This is a genomic window from Mycetocola sp. Y171, assembly GCF_056713165.1.
Genome location: NZ_JBWYGX010000001.1, coordinates 1,909,467 through 1,926,133 on the forward strand (window position 1 = coordinate 1,909,467; position 16,667 = coordinate 1,926,133).

At 67.2% G+C, this 16,667-nt stretch carries 16 protein-coding genes; 6 read left to right on the forward strand and 10 right to left on the reverse strand.

What is annotated here, in order from left to right; translation table 11 throughout:
* The first annotated feature begins 17 nt into the window (after positions 1-17).
* Complete coding sequence (locus AC1M2K_RS09205; RefSeq protein WP_480240733.1) at positions 18-446, forward strand: GNAT family acetyltransferase; 429 nt, start codon at positions 18-20, stop codon at positions 444-446.
* Here AC1M2K_RS09205 and AC1M2K_RS09210 read toward each other — a convergent pair.
* The 8 genes from AC1M2K_RS09210 to AC1M2K_RS09245 form a co-directional block, all read right to left on the reverse strand.
* The gene (locus tag AC1M2K_RS09210) at positions 433-1,035 is read right to left on the reverse strand and encodes an antibiotic biosynthesis monooxygenase (RefSeq protein ID WP_480240734.1); all 603 of its coding nucleotides are present in this window, start codon (positions 1,033-1,035) and stop codon (positions 433-435) included. The genes AC1M2K_RS09205 and AC1M2K_RS09210 overlap by 14 nt on opposite strands.
* A gap of 64 nt (positions 1,036-1,099) precedes the next feature.
* Complete coding sequence (locus tag AC1M2K_RS09215; RefSeq protein ID WP_480240735.1) at positions 1,100-2,197, reverse strand: Rv2578c family radical SAM protein; 1,098 nt, start codon at positions 2,195-2,197, stop codon at positions 1,100-1,102.
* 187 nt (positions 2,198-2,384) lie between these two features.
* Complete coding sequence (locus AC1M2K_RS09220; protein ID WP_480239031.1) at positions 2,385-3,185, reverse strand: energy-coupling factor transporter transmembrane component T family protein; 801 nt, start codon at positions 3,183-3,185, stop codon at positions 2,385-2,387.
* Positions 3,182-4,906 carry an ABC transporter ATP-binding protein gene (locus AC1M2K_RS09225; RefSeq protein WP_480240736.1) on the reverse strand — a complete coding sequence of 575 codons (1,725 nt, stop codon included), beginning with the start codon at positions 4,904-4,906 and terminating at the stop codon, positions 3,182-3,184. The genes AC1M2K_RS09220 and AC1M2K_RS09225 overlap by 4 nt, the downstream gene beginning before the upstream one ends.
* A 13-nt stretch (positions 4,907-4,919) precedes the next feature.
* Positions 4,920-5,519 carry an ECF transporter S component gene (locus AC1M2K_RS09230; protein ID WP_480240737.1) on the reverse strand — a complete coding sequence of 200 codons (600 nt, stop codon included), beginning with the start codon at positions 5,517-5,519 and terminating at the stop codon, positions 4,920-4,922.
* A gap of 92 nt (positions 5,520-5,611) precedes the next feature.
* On the reverse strand, positions 5,612-6,568 hold the full coding sequence (locus AC1M2K_RS09235) for a pirin family protein (RefSeq protein WP_480240738.1): 957 nt from the start codon (positions 6,566-6,568) through the stop codon (positions 5,612-5,614).
* Positions 6,565-6,885 (reverse strand): GNAT family N-acetyltransferase, encoded by a 321-nt coding sequence (locus AC1M2K_RS09240; protein ID WP_480240739.1) that lies wholly within the window; start codon positions 6,883-6,885, stop codon positions 6,565-6,567. The genes AC1M2K_RS09235 and AC1M2K_RS09240 overlap by 4 nt, the downstream gene beginning before the upstream one ends.
* 87 nt (positions 6,886-6,972) lie before the next feature.
* Positions 6,973-7,905, reverse strand: a complete 933-nt coding sequence (locus tag AC1M2K_RS09245) for an EamA family transporter (RefSeq protein WP_480240740.1) — start codon at positions 7,903-7,905, stop codon at positions 6,973-6,975.
* Between the two features lie 83 nt (positions 7,906-7,988).
* Here AC1M2K_RS09245 and AC1M2K_RS09250 point away from each other — a divergent pair, with 83 nt between their 5' ends.
* The 5 genes from AC1M2K_RS09250 (at position 7,989) to AC1M2K_RS09270 (ending at position 14,783) form a co-directional block, all read left to right on the forward strand.
* Positions 7,989-8,594, forward strand: a complete 606-nt coding sequence (locus tag AC1M2K_RS09250; protein ID WP_480240741.1) for a hypothetical protein — start codon at positions 7,989-7,991, stop codon at positions 8,592-8,594.
* 97 nt (positions 8,595-8,691) lie between these two features.
* Entirely contained in the window at positions 8,692-9,462 is a 771-nt protein-coding gene (locus AC1M2K_RS09255; protein WP_480240742.1) for a YcnI family copper-binding membrane protein, read from the forward strand.
* On the forward strand, positions 9,459-10,196 hold the full coding sequence (locus AC1M2K_RS09260) for a copper resistance CopC family protein (protein ID WP_480240743.1): 738 nt from the start codon (positions 9,459-9,461) through the stop codon (positions 10,194-10,196). Before AC1M2K_RS09255 ends, AC1M2K_RS09260 begins: the two co-directional genes overlap by 4 nt.
* A gap of 130 nt (positions 10,197-10,326) precedes the next feature.
* Positions 10,327-12,180, forward strand: a complete 1,854-nt coding sequence (gene recQ / locus AC1M2K_RS09265; protein WP_480240744.1) for a DNA helicase RecQ — start codon at positions 10,327-10,329, stop codon at positions 12,178-12,180.
* A 485-nt stretch (positions 12,181-12,665) separates the two neighbouring features.
* Positions 12,666-14,783: an acyl-CoA dehydrogenase family protein gene (locus AC1M2K_RS09270; RefSeq protein WP_480240745.1), complete on the forward strand. Its 2,118-nt coding sequence runs from the start codon at positions 12,666-12,668 to the stop codon at positions 14,781-14,783.
* A gap of 122 nt (positions 14,784-14,905) precedes the next feature.
* Here the strand turns inward: AC1M2K_RS09270 and AC1M2K_RS09275 are convergent, their stop codons facing one another.
* Both AC1M2K_RS09275 and AC1M2K_RS09280 read right to left on the reverse strand, forming a co-directional pair.
* On the reverse strand, positions 14,906-15,709 hold the full coding sequence (locus AC1M2K_RS09275; RefSeq protein WP_480240746.1) for an ABC transporter permease: 804 nt from the start codon (positions 15,707-15,709) through the stop codon (positions 14,906-14,908).
* The gene (locus tag AC1M2K_RS09280) at positions 15,706-16,650 is read right to left on the reverse strand and encodes an ATP-binding cassette domain-containing protein (protein ID WP_480240747.1); all 945 of its coding nucleotides are present in this window, start codon (positions 16,648-16,650) and stop codon (positions 15,706-15,708) included. Before AC1M2K_RS09280 ends, AC1M2K_RS09275 begins: the two co-directional genes overlap by 4 nt.
* Between the last annotated feature and the right edge of the window lie 17 nt (positions 16,651-16,667).

The window sequence follows — 16,667 nt, forward strand, 5'->3', positions numbered from 1 at the left end:
AACGCCAGAATGAACGGATGCGCATTCGCCCGTTCACCAGGAACGACCAGACCGACGACACCGAAGCCGTCGTCGCGCTCTGGCATCAGTGTGGCCTCACCCGGCCGTGGAATGATCCGTACGCGGACATCGACAGGAAACTGACCACCCAGCCGGAGCTGTTCCTCGTCGGGGAGACAGATGCCGGGGTGACGGCAACCGCCATGGTCGGCTTCGACGGCCACCGCGGCTGGGTCTACTACCTGGCCGTGCAGCCCGGGCTCAGGGGAGCAGGTGCCGGACGGGCACTCATGGTCGAGGCCGAGCGCCTGCTGGTGGAGCGCGGATGCCCCAAGATCATGCTCATGGTGCGGTCGACGAACGGCGACGTGGTGGCGTTCTATCACTCGCTCGGCTACACCGCTGATGACGTGGTCGTCCTCGGCAAACGCCTCATCGAGGACTGAGTTCGGGAACAGCCAGTCGTTGAGGGCCGGCATACAGCCAGCCCCTGATCAGACGGGTGACGAACGGGAGCACCCAGAACGTCATGATCGGAGCGAGCGTGAGTGTCGAGATGAGCACGTGCCAGAACACACCGAGCTGCTCCCAGCCGGGAACGAAGGTCGTGACGAGCAGGGTGAACGCCAGGTTGACGGGGAAGAAGCCGAGCCAGATGCTCGCGGCCTGCTTCCAGCGAGGCGGCGTTGCAGGAAGGCCGGCAATATCCGCCTGTTGCCCCGATGGGGCGTCGAACCAGCCCTCGATCCCTGTCCGTTTCTCGACCCGAGACTGTTCCATGAACTCGCGACCCTCGTCGAGCCAGCGGACACGCTGCGATGAGCCCTCCCATGCGTCGAGCGTCGACTCGTCGGTGAACCGGTAGAGCATGTGCCAGGTGTCGGATGCCGCACCGGCGCGCACCCAGCCGGAGCCGAGGAATCCGGGGAATGTCCCTGCCATCCGGATTCCGGACTGGACCCATGTGGTGGCCTCGTCGATCCGTTCGGGGTTCACCCGGCGTTCGATCGAGACGGTGATTGGTTGGTGTTCCATGACTCCAGCCAAGCGCAGCTCTGTTTCCGCGACGTAACAGGCGGCACCGGATCCGCTGTCGATCTCAGAACAACATCGGTTGTTCCGTTGCCGCCAGGATCGTGGCACCTGTCGACCCGTCGTCGCTCGCGAACGCGACGCGCTCACCTGCATCGTTACGGAGCATCCCCAGCGCCGCCGATCGGATGCCGCCTGTCGACGGGTCCTCGCGCCCGCGCTCGAGCCCGTGGGCGCGGATGAGCGGCGAAATGCGTGCCGCGAGCCACTTCCGATACTCCTTCGGTGCGTACGACCCCTTCGCGTAGAGGTCACGGTACTTCGGGACCAGCTCCGGATGCTGTCGCTCCAGCCAGTGCAGGAACCACGGCTTCACGCCGGGCTTCAGATAGAGCGAGCTGAACAGGACGCTCGTGCCGCCGGCGTTCGCGACCCGCCTGAGCGCCTCATCGAGGTGCGCTTTCGTGTCTGTCAGGTACGGCAGGATCGGCATGAGGAAGACGCTGCAGTCGAGCCCGGCCTCGCGCACGGCCGTGACGGTCGCGAGGCGGGCCTTCGCCGATGGTGTGCCAGGCTCGATCGACTTCTGCAGTTCATCGTCATAGATGGCGATCGACATGGCCAGATCGACCGGGACCGTTTTCGCGACCTCGGCGAGAAGCGGAAGGTCGCGCCGGAGCAGCGTGCCTTTCGTGAGGATCGACAGCGCCGTGCCGGATCTCGCCAGCGTCTCGATGATGCCTGGCATGAGGGCATAGCGGCCCTCCGCGCGCTGATAGGGGTCGGTGTTGGTGCCGAGCGCGACCGGGTATTTGCCCCAGCTCGGCTTCGACACCTCTGTGTCGAGAACATCGGCCACGTTGATCTTCACGACCACCTGGTTGTCGAAATCGGCACCGGCGTTGAAGTCGAGGTACGTGTGGGTGGGTCGCGCGAAGCAATAAACACAAGCATGACTGCATCCACGGTACGGATTGATCGTCCAGCCGAACGGCATCTGCGACTGACGTGGAACGCGGTTGAGCGCGGACTTGGCGAGCACCTCGTGAAACGTCACGCCGGCGAACTCGGGCGTCTGCACGCTCCGCACCAGGTTGTTGAGTTTTGCGAGCCCTGGCAGGGCCGATGGCTCCTCTGTGCCGAGTTGTTGTCCGTCCCATCTCATCTCTTCATTAGAACATAGATTCGAAGAATTGACGGTAGAAAACGACCGGTGTGGACAACAGTGTGACCCCTTGAATTTCGGCGGAGTCGGCGTACCCTTTTTCTCAAGAAGCGCATCGAGGAACAAGGGCCCCGCAGGATGTCACACGAGATCCTGCGGGGCCTTCCACATCCGTCGGTGAAACGCGTCAGCTGAGCCCGGCGGCGACGACCAGGAGAAGGATCCCGATTCCCCAGAACGCGGCCACGAACACGGCGTCGCGAGCCCTGAGCGGCACGAGATGGCGTTCCGTCCTGGTGGCGTGTGCGCCGAAAGCCCGCGAGTCCATCGCGAACGACACCCGCTCGGCGTGCCGGATCGCGCCGGCCAGCAGCGGGATCACATAGCCGAATGAACGGCGGATGCCGGCGACAGGACCGCGTCCGCCGACGACTCCGCGCACGCGGTGTGCCTGTCGGATCAGGTCGAGGTCATGCCGGAACCGCGGAACGAACCGGTACGCGGCGAGAGCCGTGTACCCGACCCGGTACGGCAGGCGAAGGTGCTGCACCATCGACCGCACGAGATCCGGACCGTTCGTCGTCAGACCGGGGATCAGCGCGAGCGCGAGGACGGCCGCGAGCCGCAGGGCCGTTGCCAGCCCGATCAGCCACGCGCCCTGGAAGAAGCGGTACTCACCGACCTGGAAGACCAGCGGCGTCGTGTCGACGCGCGAGGCATCAGTCCACAGGCCGAAGCTCAGCGACAGGACGAGGACGACGGCGGGAAGGCCGACCAGAAGTGCCACCCTCCATCGGGCACTGAGCCGCGCGCCGATGAGGATCGTCGCGAGGGCGAAGCCGAGGAAGAGCAGGGGGGTCCAGATGTCGCGCACGACGAGAAGATACGCCATGAACGGCAGCGGAGCGGCCAGCTTGGACAGCGGATTCAACCGGTGAAGGAAAAAGCGGGGCGGCGCGTCGATCGCGGCGTATGGGTCGGGTGTCACGGAGCGCCACCGGGAAGGTCTGCGATACGCGTGACCGAACGCCAGTCGGGGTGCGCCGTGACGCGTCGCATCGCCCTGGCCAGCGGTGGCAGGCGCATTCCTGCTCGCTCGATGAGATCGGAGTCGGCGAGGATGGTCGCCGTCGGACCGAACGCGAGAAGCTCGCCGTCCGACAGCACAGCGACATGGCTGGAGTGTTCGGCGACGAGCTGCAGGTCGTGGGTGGCCGCAACGATCGTCGTGCCGGTCCGGTTCAGCCCGGAGAGCAGGGCGAGGAGTTCGTCTGCCCGCTCCCGGTCCTGGCCGAAGGTCGGTTCGTCGAGCACGAGGACGGGGGCGCCGGCGATCAACGCCGTGCCTACAGAGAGCCGGCGCTTCTGCCCGCCGGAGAGCAGGAACGGGTGCACGTGCCCCAGGTCCTCCAGCCCGAACCGGTCGAGCATCGCTGTCACCAGGGCGTCGATCTCCGTCGCTGTCGGGCGATCGCGTTCGCGACCGATGCGGAGGCCGTGGGCAAGCTCGTCGAAGACTGTGTTCTCGATGAACTGGTGCTCCGGGTTCTGGAACACGAATCCGACGTGCGTGGCCAGGGCGCGGATGTCTCCGGTCGCCGCGTCCAGGTCGCCGATCCGAACGTGTCCCTTCGGCGGTGCGGTCACCCCGGCGATCGCCTGGACGAGAGTGGTCTTCCCTGCGCCGTTCGTCCCGATCACGGCGAGGAAGTCGCCGCCATCGATGTCGAGTGAGACGTCGAGCAGCAGAGTGCGACCGCCGCGAGACACCGTGAGGCCGCTGACCCGGATCCCGGATCCCGTCTGCGCTCGGTCCCGCTTCGGTGAGACGTCGGGGGAGGGAAGCGACAGGATGCCGTCGAGCGATGCGGCCAGTTCGGCCCCGGTCAATGGGAGAGGGGCAAGTTCAACGCCCGCACGACGGAGTCGCAGCGCCGCCAGCGTGGCCACAGGCAGCCAGACACCGAGCCGCGCCACGTCTTCGGCGTGGTCGGCGAGGACCTCGCGGGTCGGTCCATCGAAGGCGACCCGGCCGCTGCGGTCGAGGACGACGACCCGGTCGACGAGGTCGATGGACGCGTCGAGGTTGTGCTCGATCAGGAGAATGGCGTTCTCGCCAGTGGCGACGAGGTCGCGCAGCACGGTGTAGACCTCATCGATGCCCGCCGGGTCCAGGTTGGCGGTCGGCTCATCGAGGACGAGGAGGGGGGTCTCCATAGCGATGGCGCAGGCGATGCCCAGGCGCTGGCGGCCGCCGCCAGACAGGACGTCGGGGTTCTCGGTGCGGCGCTCCCAGAGCCCGACGGCACGGAGCGCCGCTTCAGACCGGCTGAGGATCGTCTCCACGTCGAGACCGAGGTTCTCCGGCCCGAAGCACACCTCGTCGAGAACGGTGCCGGTGACGATCTGGGCGTCTGGGTCCTGAAAGACCATCGCGACCTCCTGCGACAGTCGTGCCACCGTGGCATCCGCCGTGTCGACACCCCCGGTGAGCACCGATCCGCTGAGGTGGGCGGGCACAGCGTGAGGGACCAGCCCGTTCACGGAGAGGGCGAGGGTCGACTTGCCGCAGCCCGACGGACCGAGGAGCAGAACGACCTCACCAGGGGAGATCGTGAACGTTACGTCGTCGGGTGTGTTGGTCGTGCGGTCGTCGTGCCTGATGCTCACGGCGCGCACGCTGAGCGGCAGGCCGGACTGTCCTCCCATGGCGCTCAGCGGTTCACGCCGCGACCATCAGCACATTCGTGAAATCTGTGCGTCCGGTGCGTCTGTCGATCTCGTGCTGCAGGCCCCTGGCCACTCCGGTCTTGTCGAGGCGGTCAGCGATGACGCGGCCGAGCCAGGTCACGGCTATCGGGCTCAGGACGAAGAGGCCGAAGTAGATGAGGTTGGCCCAACCGGTGAAGTGGCTGAGGCCCACAGCGACGAAGACGCCGAGCCCGAAGACGAGGCCGGCGATCGCGGCGGCGAGGTAGAAGATCCACGCCTTCCAGTACCGGTAGCGGGTGACGACGAACGGCAGTTCCTGGAGCAGCCCGATGGCGATGCCGGCACCGAGGTAGCGGAAGAACCATTGCGGGCTGAAAGCCGCAGCCACGAGGCCGGCGAAGAGCCCGGTGAGCAGGGCAACGCCTCCGCGGCGCAGCAGCGATTGCGCGATCACCCCAGGAAGGAAGTACACCCCGATCAGCGATCCGTAGAGGATCGGAATCGTCGCAGCCATGAGCCCCTGGATGTATCCGCTCACGACGAAGACGAGCCCGCCACCGACGCCGATGGCCGCGCACGTGAGCAGAAGCCGGGTGCTGCTGTTTCGCATGGGCACTCTCGCTAGGGTTCTGTCGGGTCTCAGGCTGACCCGGGTACCAATTTAGCTGAGGCTAGCCTAAATTCACAACGGAGCCCGACGGCTCACATCCACCGTTTCCTGGGCGTGAGGCGCACCGAAGGAAGAGGCGGAGCGGGGATGCGTTCACCGTCGTGCCCGTCGACGTGACCGAACCGGATCGCGGACTGTTCCCAGTCCTCCCTGGCCGCCACGATCTCCTCATGGCTGCGCCCGACGAAGTTCCACCACATGATGATCTCGTCTCCGAACGGCACCCCTCCCAGCAGGACGAACCGGGCACCGTCTTTGCTCGAGATCCGGAGTTCCTCGCGTTCGGTGCCCAGATACAGGAGCGGGCCGGAGATGAGCGACATCCCGGCGACGTTCAGTGTGCCGCTGAGAACCATCACGGCGTATTCGAAGTGCGACTCGAGCGGGAGGGACGCAGTGGCTCCCGCGTCGAGGACGGCGTCGGCACCGACGAGGGGGGTGAAGACGGTGGCATCCGACGCGATCCCGCCGAGCTGCCCGACGAGCACGGTGGCCGTGAGGCCGCCGGTCTCGAACACAGGCAGTTCGGTGTACCGCTCGAAGAACGGGTCGATTGTGGCCATCTCGCGTGGCAGGGCCACCCAGAGCTGCAGCCCGCGCATGGGGCCGTTCTCCTCACCGACCGAGAACTCGGAGTGTGAGATGCCGTAGCCGCTCGTCATGATGTTGAGTTCCCCTGGCTTCACCTCGACGTCGGAGGCGACACTGTCGCGGTGGCGGATCACGCCCTCGATCGGCCACGTGACGGTCTGCAGTCCGATGTGAGGGTGAGGGAGCACCCGCATCCGGGTCTCCTCGTCGTCGAACCGGTCGAGGAAGCACCACGCGCCCACCATGGGCAGTTCACGTTGGGGCAGGGAGCGGTGGACGAGGATGCCGCGGATACCGCCGAGCGGCACTTCCCGCGGCTCCAGCAGGCGGACGGTGGGACCGGACTGGTCGACCCGAGAACTGGTCGACTCGGTGACGGTCGCATCCCACCTGGTCACGGGGACACCGGAGCCGGCAGGTCGACGTACTCGTCGAACTCGTGGTGAGAACGCAGGTACTCCTTGATGAACGGGCAGCGCGGGACGATGCGCTTGCCGCGGTCGACGGTGTCGCGGAGCACGAACGCGGCAAGCCTGCTGCCGAGCCCCCTTCCGCCGAACGCCTCATCGACGATGGTGTGGATGAAGGTCACCCTGGTGTCGGTCTCCCGGTAGGTCGCGACGCCTGCGCGGGCCTCACCGAGCCACAGCTCGTAGCGCGACGCGGCGTCGTTGCGCACGATGCGCACGTCCTCACCGGATTGGCTGTCCGTCATTCCCGCTCCCGTCACATCGATCATCACACTCATCTGAAGCCAACCTACGCCCGGCCTGTTTTATTCGCGAGCATGGATCTGGACCGATCACGGCACGGCCAGCAGCCCGGCTGCGACGAGGGCGAGAGCGAGCCCGACCCACTGCACGGGCGCGATCCGCTCCTTCAGAACGACGGCGGCGAGCAGGATCGTGCCAGCAGGGTACATCGCGGTCAGCACACTCATCACGCTGAGGTCACCCAATCGGATGCCGATGAGCAGCAGCATGTTCGCGAAAGCGTCGACGAGTCCGCAGGCGATCGCAAGGGTCAGCCCCGGCCGCCACCCTGTGGTGCTCGGTGCCGCGTCGTGCGGAGTCGCCTGGTGCAGCACCTGCGCAGCATCCTGTTCGACCGTTTCCTTCACGCGGGTACTGGCGGCGTGCCGGCCGACGAGCCAGAGCACGAAGACCGTTGTGAACATGAGGGTGGCGCTGACGGCCCGGTTCAGAACGAGGGGGACGACGCCCGAGTCGTCCGGCGTCTGGGCGATGAGGATCATGAACGCGCCGATCATCGCTCCCGATCCAACGGCCATCAGGATGCCCGTGAGGCTCGGCCGCACCGCGCCCTTCTCCGGAACGAACCCGACGAGAACCACGGCGACGAGAGCCAGTCCGAGAGCAAGGTAGCCGACGAGGCCGAGGCGTTCCCCTCCGAGAAGTCCCCATGTCATCGGAACGATCGCCGAGACGACCGCTGTGAGAGGCGAGAGGATGCTCATCGGCCCGATGGCGAGGCAGGCATAGAGGAGCGAGATGGCGAGGGCGCCGGTCACTCCGGAGAGTGCTCCCCACAGCGCGGCCTCCAGCGACCAGGTCCCGAAGCCGAAGGCGAGCACGAGCAGGAGGCCGGCGAGCCCGGATGCCGCGGCGACGGCCGTCACGCGGATCGGGCTGATGCGCTTGGAGGCCAGTCCGCCGAGGAAGTCTGCCGCCCCGAAAATGAGCGCGCCGGTGAGTCCGATGATGGCCGTGAGCATGCTGTCGAGCGTAGTGCTGAGTCACGGAGGAAACCGGACAGCCGTCGGCTCCGAAGTAGAGTTGAATCGACAGGGAGACGACCATGCAGGCCAGACACGCACGAGTGACACGCGGGGTACTCGCCGCCGCCGTGTCCACGTTCGCCGCTGCTTTCTCCCACGGTGTCGCCGCATCGCAGGCCCCCAGCGTGATGGCGCTCGCCGCGGCATCCGTTCTCGCGGTCTTCGTCTGCATCGCCCTCTCCGGCCGGGTGACGCCGCTCAGGCTCGCCGCCTCCGTCATCATCAGCCAGGCCGGATTCCACGCCCTCTTCACCCTCGTGCCCGCCACCGTCGGATCGGCCGCCTCATCGCATGGCCACCATGGCATGGTCACCCTCACGACGGATGCCGCCGCTCACGTCCACGGCTCCGTCGGCTCCGTCATGTGGCTGGGGCACGCGGCGGCCGCGCTCGTCACCATCCTCGCGCTGCGTCACGGAGAGCGGGCATTCCTCGCCATCGCGGACACGCTTCTCCTGACGATCCGCGCCCTCATCGGCGCACTCACGGTCACGCCCGTTCTGGCCCCGGCATCCGCCGCGCCTGCCTGGCTCCCGATTCCCTCGCGGACGACCGCCTCGCTGGCGTCGTCGGTGCGCAGGCGTGGTCCGCCAGCCGGGGGCCGCACGGTCGCCTGCTTCGCCTGAGCGGCCCCGTTCCCAGCGGCATCCAGCGTTCCCCGGTCAGGGCTGCCTTTCGCGCGCCCGGCCGTCCGACTCTTTCTTACCTGCTAAAGGACTTCCCATGTCTCAGACCACCCGCCGTTCCGCCTTCCACCCGACCCGTTCCGTCCCGATCGCCGTCGGCGTCCTCGCCGGCGCCGCCCTGGCCGTCGGCGCTCCGCTCGCTGCGATCGCCCACGTCAACGTCACCCCCACGAGTACGGCAGCGGGGTCGACAAGCCAGCTGACGTTCGGCGTCGGGCACGGCTGCGACGGGTCGCCGACAACCGCACTCACCTTCACCATCCCCGAGGACTTCGTCTCGGTCACTCCGAACGTCAACCCCAACTGGACTGTCGAGAAGATCATGGTCGACCTGGCCGAGCCGATCACGGATGCCCACGGCACTTCCCTCGTCCAGCGTGTCGGGCAGGTCGTCTACACCGCGAAGACGCCGCTTGCAGACGGGTACCGCGACACCCTCACCCTCCAGGTCACCCTGCCTGAGGACGCGGACGGCACGGAGATCGCCTTCCCCGTGCTGCAGAGCTGCGAGGTCGGAGAGACGGACTGGAGCGAACTCGCTGAGGACGGACAGGACCCGCACGAGCTCGAGCACCCTGCGCCGACCGTCGCTGTGACCGCCGCCGAAGCCGCAGACGACACCGTCACAGGCGCCGACCTGGTCGCGAGCAGCACCGAAGCGGCCGCCCCGGTACAGTCGGAGCCTGACCTCGTCGCCCGTGGCCTCGGCCTTGCCGGACTGGTCGTCGGAGCGGCCGGGATCATCTTCGCCGTCGTCTCGCGGCGTCGTACCGCTTCCGTCACCCCGTCGAAAGGCCAGAACTCATGAGACTCCGTCGACTGATCGGTCTCGGCGGCATCGCCGGCATCGCCATGGTTGCGATGCTCGGCCTCGCGCCCGCCCAGGCGCACAACGCCCTCGTCTCCTCCAGCCCCGTTGCAGGGTCCGTCGTCACCGAGCAGGTCGGCACCTTCGTGATCACCACGAGCGATGTTCTTCTCGACTCGGGAGCGGACAGCCCGACCACGTTCATCCAGGTGCGTGGCCCTGGCGAGGCGGGGCTGTACTACGGTGACGGTTGCGCGACCGTCGAAGGCGCAAGCGTGACCATGCCGGCCGAACTCGGCGAAGCCGGGGAATACACCGTGTACTGGGGCGTCGTCTCCACCGACGGACACCCGATCACCGGGGACTACACGTTCACCTGGCAGCCGGCAGACGGCCAGGAGCTCAGTGAGGGTTTCGCAGACGCCCCGAGCTGCGGCGTGACACCTCCGGCTTCCGAGACCCCGGCGCCGGAAACCGCGGCACCTGTGGTCCCCACCGACACCGCCACCACGGCGCCGTCGGCAGACCAGGAGGACACCGCAGCCGCAGCATCCGACATCCTCTGGATCGGGGCCGCGCTCGGCGTGCTCCTCCTCGCCGCGGTCATCGTGCTCGTCGTCGTCCGTACCCGCGGCCGGTCAACGGAGCAGGCCGGCACGGAGCAGGCAGGCACCGAACAGACCGGCACCGAGCAGACCGGCACCGACCCGACCGACCCGCCCGCCGGATCCTGATCACCCCGGCGGGACGGCCGAGTCGTCCCGCCGGGAACTCACGGCGATCCCGGGTGCCACCGTCGACTCCGCGGATTCGGCCCGCAACCGGATTAGCCCGTTGTCGGGGGCTCAGGCTATCGTTCGTCAGGTGACAACCGCCCCGACCGACAGCCCCACCGCGATCGCTTCGACGACCGTCCGTCCGACGGCGGGCGAGGTCCTGCACCGCGTCTTCGGATTCGACTCGTTCCGCGGCGACCAGCAGGCCATCGTCGACCAGGTCGTCTCAGGGGGCGACGCGGTCGTCCTGATGCCGACAGGCGGGGGCAAGAGTCTCTGTTACCAGGTGCCATCCATCGTCCGCGAGGGCACTGGCGTCGTCGTCTCGCCGCTGATCGCCCTCATGCAGGACCAGGTCGACGCGTTGCTGGCCGTCGGCGTGAACGCGGCCTTCCTCAATTCGACGCAGTCACCAGCCGAGCGCGACCGCGTCGAGCGTGCCTACCTCGCCGGCGAACTCGACCTCCTTTATGTCGCCCCCGAGCGGCTGAACTCCGAATCGACCAAGCGGTTCCTCGCCAACGGCACGATCGCTCTCTTCGCCATCGATGAGGCACACTGTGTGTCCCAGTGGGGTCATGATTTCCGCCCCGACTACCTGAGCCTCGGAGACCTCGCCGAACGCTGGCCGGACGTCCCGCGTATCGCGCTGACCGCGACAGCGACGGATGTCACGCACGACGAGATCACGAGGCGGCTGCACCTGCAGAACGCCAGGCACTTCGTCGCCAGCTTCGATCGCCCCAACATCCAGTACCGGATCGTGCCGAAGAACGAGCCCCGCAAGCAGCTCGTCGATTTCATCACCAAAGAGGGCAAGGGCCAGGCCGGGATCGTCTACGCGCTCAGCCGCAACACGGTGGAGAAGACGGCGGCGCACCTGCAGGCGAACGGTATCAACGCCCTGCCGTACCACGCCGGGCTCGACGGGGCAGTGCGCCAGGCGACCCAGTCCCGTTTCCTCCGCGAAGACGGCATCGTCATCGTCGCGACCATCGCGTTCGGCATGGGCATCGACAAACCGGACGTCAGGTTCGTGGCGCACATCGATCTGCCCAAGAGCGTGGAGGGCTACTACCAGGAGACCGGTCGTGCCGGGCGCGACGGAGAACCCTCCGTGGCCTGGCTGGCCTACGGGCTGCAGGACGTCGTGCAGTTGCGACGGATGATCGATGACTCCCCAGGCGACCTCGCGCACCGCAGGCGGATGGCTGCGCACCTCGACGCCATGCTCGCGTTGTGCGAGACCGTCGAGTGCCGCAGGCGAAACCTGCTCAGCTACTTCGGCCAGCCGTCAGACCCCTGCGGGAACTGCGACACCTGCCTCGACCCCCCTGAGGTCTGGGACGGCACCGTCCCGGCGCAGAAGCTTCTCTCGACCGTCGTGCGGCTCAAGCGGGAACGCAACCAGGAGTTCGGCGCCGGGCACCTCATCGACATCCTCAGGGGCAAGACGACCGCTCGTACCACGCAGTGGACCCACGACACTATCGCGACCTGGGGGATCGGCGCCGACCTCAGCGAGCAGCAGTGGCGCGGTGTCGTGCGGCAGTTGCTCGCCAAACGTCTCCTGGCCACGAGAGGCGAATACGGCACGCTCGGCCTCACCGACGGCAGCGCCGCTGTGCTCTCCGGTGAGCTCACGGTGCCGATGCGGAACGAGCCGGAGCGCCGGGCCTCGGTCGGTGCGGCGAGGCGGGCGGCGGTCGCCGATCTTGCTCCGGCAGACGCCGGGCTGTTCGAAGCGCTCCGCGCCTGGCGTGCGGCCGAGGCGAAGGAGCAGGGCGTTCCCGCGTACATCGTCTTCGGCGATGCGACGCTCCGTGCCATTGCGACGGCACGACCGCGATCGGTGGACGACCTCGCCGGGATCAGCGGCATCGGCGAGAAGAAGCGCGCCAGCTATGGCGACGCCCTCATCGGCGTCGTCGCGGCCGGCTGAGATGCCACAGGTGACACAGGCTGAGACAGAAACGCTGCGCCGACCCTGAGGTCGGCGCAGCGTCGAAAATCTGCTGAGGGTCAGCCCTTGCGGGCTTTGTCCTCGCCCTTGGCCTTCTTGTCGGCCCGCTTCTCCTTCAGCGACTTCGCTGGTTCCTTCTTCGCAGAGTTCTTCTGAGGTGACTTACTGGGCATCCGTGACTCCTTATGACCTGCCAGCCATGCCGGCTGCGTTCCCTCGACCATACGCTGTTATCCCGGTGAACGGCACCGCGCGAGCGCCGCAATTCCTTCCGTCGTCGAGGGCGACGAACGGTTTGTGGAGACTGTCTGTAAATAGTGCCCCCTGACTGTAGCTTTCCTCAGCCGGGTCGCGCGGCTGCGCCCTCCGGTTTGTAGCCCAATGACGGGGTATTTCACGCCGTGCACGAACGCTCGTACCGTGGAGGAAGACGTACTTCAGCGATGAAAGACAAAGGAACTCCCATGGTTGACACATCAATCCGGCCGGCAACAAATGACAGCGAGGCTGTCACCGATGAGGCGACCCGGGCCGCAGAGGCGGGCAGGATCGACGTGGCCGAGCTCAGTGCGAAGCTCCTCGGCTCCTGGCCGGACGCGCGCAGTGCAGCCCGACGGCTCACCGCCCGCCCCGAATTCCACCGGATCGAGGGGCAGACCCTCACCGAACACCGCGATACCGTCTTCGGCCAGCTCAAGCTCCTCGTCGAAAACGGCCAGGTCCACCGCGCGTTCCCGAAGCACCTCGGTGGCATGGAAGACCACGGCGGCAACATCGCCGGTTTCGAGGAGCTCGTCACGGCCGACCCGTCGCTCCAGATCAAGTCGGGCGTGCAGTGGGGCCTGTTCGGCTCCGCCGTCCTCCACCTCGGCACGAGGGAGCACCACGAGAAGTTCCTGCCAGGCATCATGAGCCTCGACGTGCCCGGCGCGTTTGCCATGACCGAGATCGGCCACGGTTCGGATGTCGCCTCGATCGCGACGACGGCCACCTACGACCCCGACACCGAAGAGTTCGTCATCGACACCCCGTTCCGTGCTGCCTGGAAGGACTACCTCGGCAACGCCGGTGTCCACGGCAAGGCGGCCACCCTGTTCGCCCAGCTCATCACCAACGGCGTGAACCACGGTGTGCACTGCTTCTATGTTCCGATCCGCGACGACGAGGGCAACTTCCTCCCGGGAATCGGAGGCGAGGACGACGGCATCAAGGGCGGCCTCAACGGCATCGACAATGGCAAGCTCCACTTCACCGACGTGCGGATCCCGCGCACGAACCTGCTCAACCGCTACGGCGACGTCGCCGCGGACGGCACATACACGTCACCGATCTCCAGCCCGGGGCGCCGCTTCTTCACCATGCTCGGCACTCTCGTCCAGGGGCGCGTGTCCCTCGACGGAGCGGCCGCCGCTGCATCCGCCGTCGCCCTGCAGATCGCGATCACGTACGGCAGCCAGCGTCGCCAGTTCAACGCGGCCAGCGACGTGCAGGAAGAAGTGATCCTCGACTACCAGCGTCACCAGCGTCGCCTGCTGCCGAAGCTCGCAACGACATACGCCACCTACTTCGCCCACGACCAGCTGCTGGTGAAGTTCGACGGCGTCTTCAGCGGGAAGCGCGACACCGAAGACGACCGCCAGGACCTCGAGACCCTGGCCGCTGCGCTCAAGTCGCTCTCCACATGGCACGTGCTCGAGACGCTGCAGGAGGCTCGTGAGGCCTGTGGAGGGGCCGGGTTCATGGTCGGCAACAGGCTGACCAGCCTCCGCGCCGACCTCGACGTCTACGTCACGTTCGAGGGCGACAACAACGTGCTCCTCCAGCTCGTGGGCAAACGCCTCCTCGGCGACTACGGCAAGCGGTTCAAGGGCGCGGATGCGACGACGCTCGCCCGGTTCGCGGCTGAGCAGGCCAGGGGCAAGGTCGTCCACGGCACCGGACTGCGTTCCCTCGCCCAGACTGTGGCCGACTTCGGATCGACGGCGCGTTCGGTCGGGCACCTGCAGACGGAGGAGAACCAGCGTGAGCTGCTCACCGACCGTGTGGAGAGCATGATCGCCGCGATCGCCGGGCGTCTCCGTTCGGCGAGCAAGCTGTCGAAGGTCGAGGCAGCTGCCCTGTTCAACGACAACCAGAACGAGCTCATCGAAGCAGCGATCGCGCACGCCGAACTGCTGCAGTGGGAGGCGTTCACCGAGGCGCTCGCAACGGTGTCCGACCCGACGACGAAGACCGTCCTCACCTGGCTGCGCGACCTCTTCGGCCTCGGGCTGATCGAGAAGCACGTGGCCTGGTACCTCATCAACGGCAGGCTGTCCGCTCAGCGCGCACAAGCCGTCACCGCGTACATCGACCGGCTGCTCGCACGCCTGCGCCCGCACGCCGTGGATCTCGCTGACGCGTTCGGTTACACGCAGGACCACCTCAGGGCGCCGATCGCCTCGGGTATCGAGGCCGAGCGCCAGGAGGAGGCAGCCGCATACTTCGCCGATCTCCGCGCCTCTGGCAAGGCCCCCGTCGATGAGAAATCAGCGAAGTCGTCGTTCGACGCGCTGAACCACCCGAAGAAGAAGTCGAAGTAGCAGACCACCTGTCGGCGGCGGTTCCCGGAAGGGAGCCGCCGCCGTCGTCTGTGGCGGGTCGATCGGGCCGAAAAGGGGTCGTTCCGGCGGCGGTCGAACGACCCTTTCGGCCCGATCGATGCCTACCGGCGCAGCCTGCGGTAGGCGCGAGCGGACAGCGGCAGGAACACGAGCGTGATCACGAGCGGCCACGCAACGGCAAGCAGCAGCGCACTGTCGGCCATCCAGCCCGACGTCACGCCGGTCGGGTTGCCGAACAACTGCCTCGTGGCCGTCGCCGTCGCCGAGATCGGATTCCACGCCGCGACGGCACCCAGCCACCCGGGCATCGTCTCGGGCGAGACGAAGATGTTCGACAGGAATCCGATCGGCCAGACGAGCACCTGAACGGCCATCGTCGCCGCAGGGCTCTTGAAGATGAGGCCGAGGAAGATGCCGATCCAGAGCAGCGAGAAGCGCAGCCACAGGAGCAGGAGGACGGCGACGGATGCCGAGGCCAGGTCGGTGGTGATCCGCCAGCCGATGAGCGCGCCACCGACGAGCAGGACGGCCAGGTTGAGGATGGACGACGCCATGTCCGCGCCACTCCTGCCCAGCGCGACCGCCGAGCTGCCGATCGGCATCGACCGGAACCGGTCGGTGATGCCTTTTGCAGCATCCGTCGACATCGCCTGAAGCGTGCCCTCGAGACCGAACAGCATCGTGAGAGTGAACATGCCGGGGAGCAGGAAGTTGATGTAATCGCCACCGCCGGGCACCTCGATGGCGCCCCCGAAGAGGAAGGCGAACATCAGCAGGAGCATGACCGAGAACAGCAGGCCGAAGATCGGCAGGGCCGGCTGCCTCACCCAGTGCATCAGCTCGCGCTGGGTCAGGATCCAGGCGTTGCGCAGAATGGACGAGCGGAGGGGGGCGGTGGTGGTCATCGGGAATTCTCCTTCGCGGTGATCGTCAGGAAGACTTCATCGAGGGTCGGACGCCGGAGCGCGACGTCATCGATGTCGACGCCGGCGGCATCCAGCGCACGTATGGCGGCGAGGAGTCCGGTCGTTCCTGTCGGCGACTCGACCGTCAGTGTGCGGGACTCGGTATCGAGGACCGGATCGGAACCGAATCCGATCGAGGAGGCAGCGTGCGCCAGGTCTCCGGTCTCGGCGACGGTCACGACGATCCGGTCGGCGCCCAGCCGGGACTTCAGCTCGTCCGGCGTCCCGGTCTCGACAACGCGTCCTGCGTTCATCACCGAGATCGTGTCCGCGAGCTGGTCCGCCTCGTCGAGGTACTGCGTCGTCAGCAGCACCGTGGTTCCTCCGGCAGCGATCCGCCGCACGGCCTGCCAGACCTCGTTGCGTCCGCGGGGATCGAGCCCGGTCGTCGGTTCGTCGAGGAACAGGATGGCCGGGGTGAGGATGAGGCTGGCCGCGATGTCGAGTCGGCGCCGCATTCCGCCCGAATAGCCGGACACCGGCCGCTCTGCGGCATCAGCGAGATCGAACTGGGCCAGGAGCTGGTCTGCACGCTCGCGCGCCGCAGGGGCGCGCAGGCCGAACAACCGGCCGAACATCACGAGGTTCTGGCGTCCGCCGAGGATCTCGTCGACGGCCGGGGACTGGCCGACGAGCCCGATGCTTCTCCTGACCAGCGCACCTTCGCTCCGCAGGTCGTGCCCTGCGACGCGCGCCTCGCCCGCGTCGACGTCGATGAGCGTGGTGAAGGCGCGTACCGCTGTGCTCTTGCCTGCTCCGTTCGGACCGAGCAGGCCGTGGATCGATCCGGCGCTGATCGCGAGGTCGAAGCCCGCGAGGGCGTCCACGTCGCCGTAGCGTTTGCGGAGCCCCTCCGCTGTGAGTGAGTGGGAATCGGACACGGTTCTCCTTAATTTCG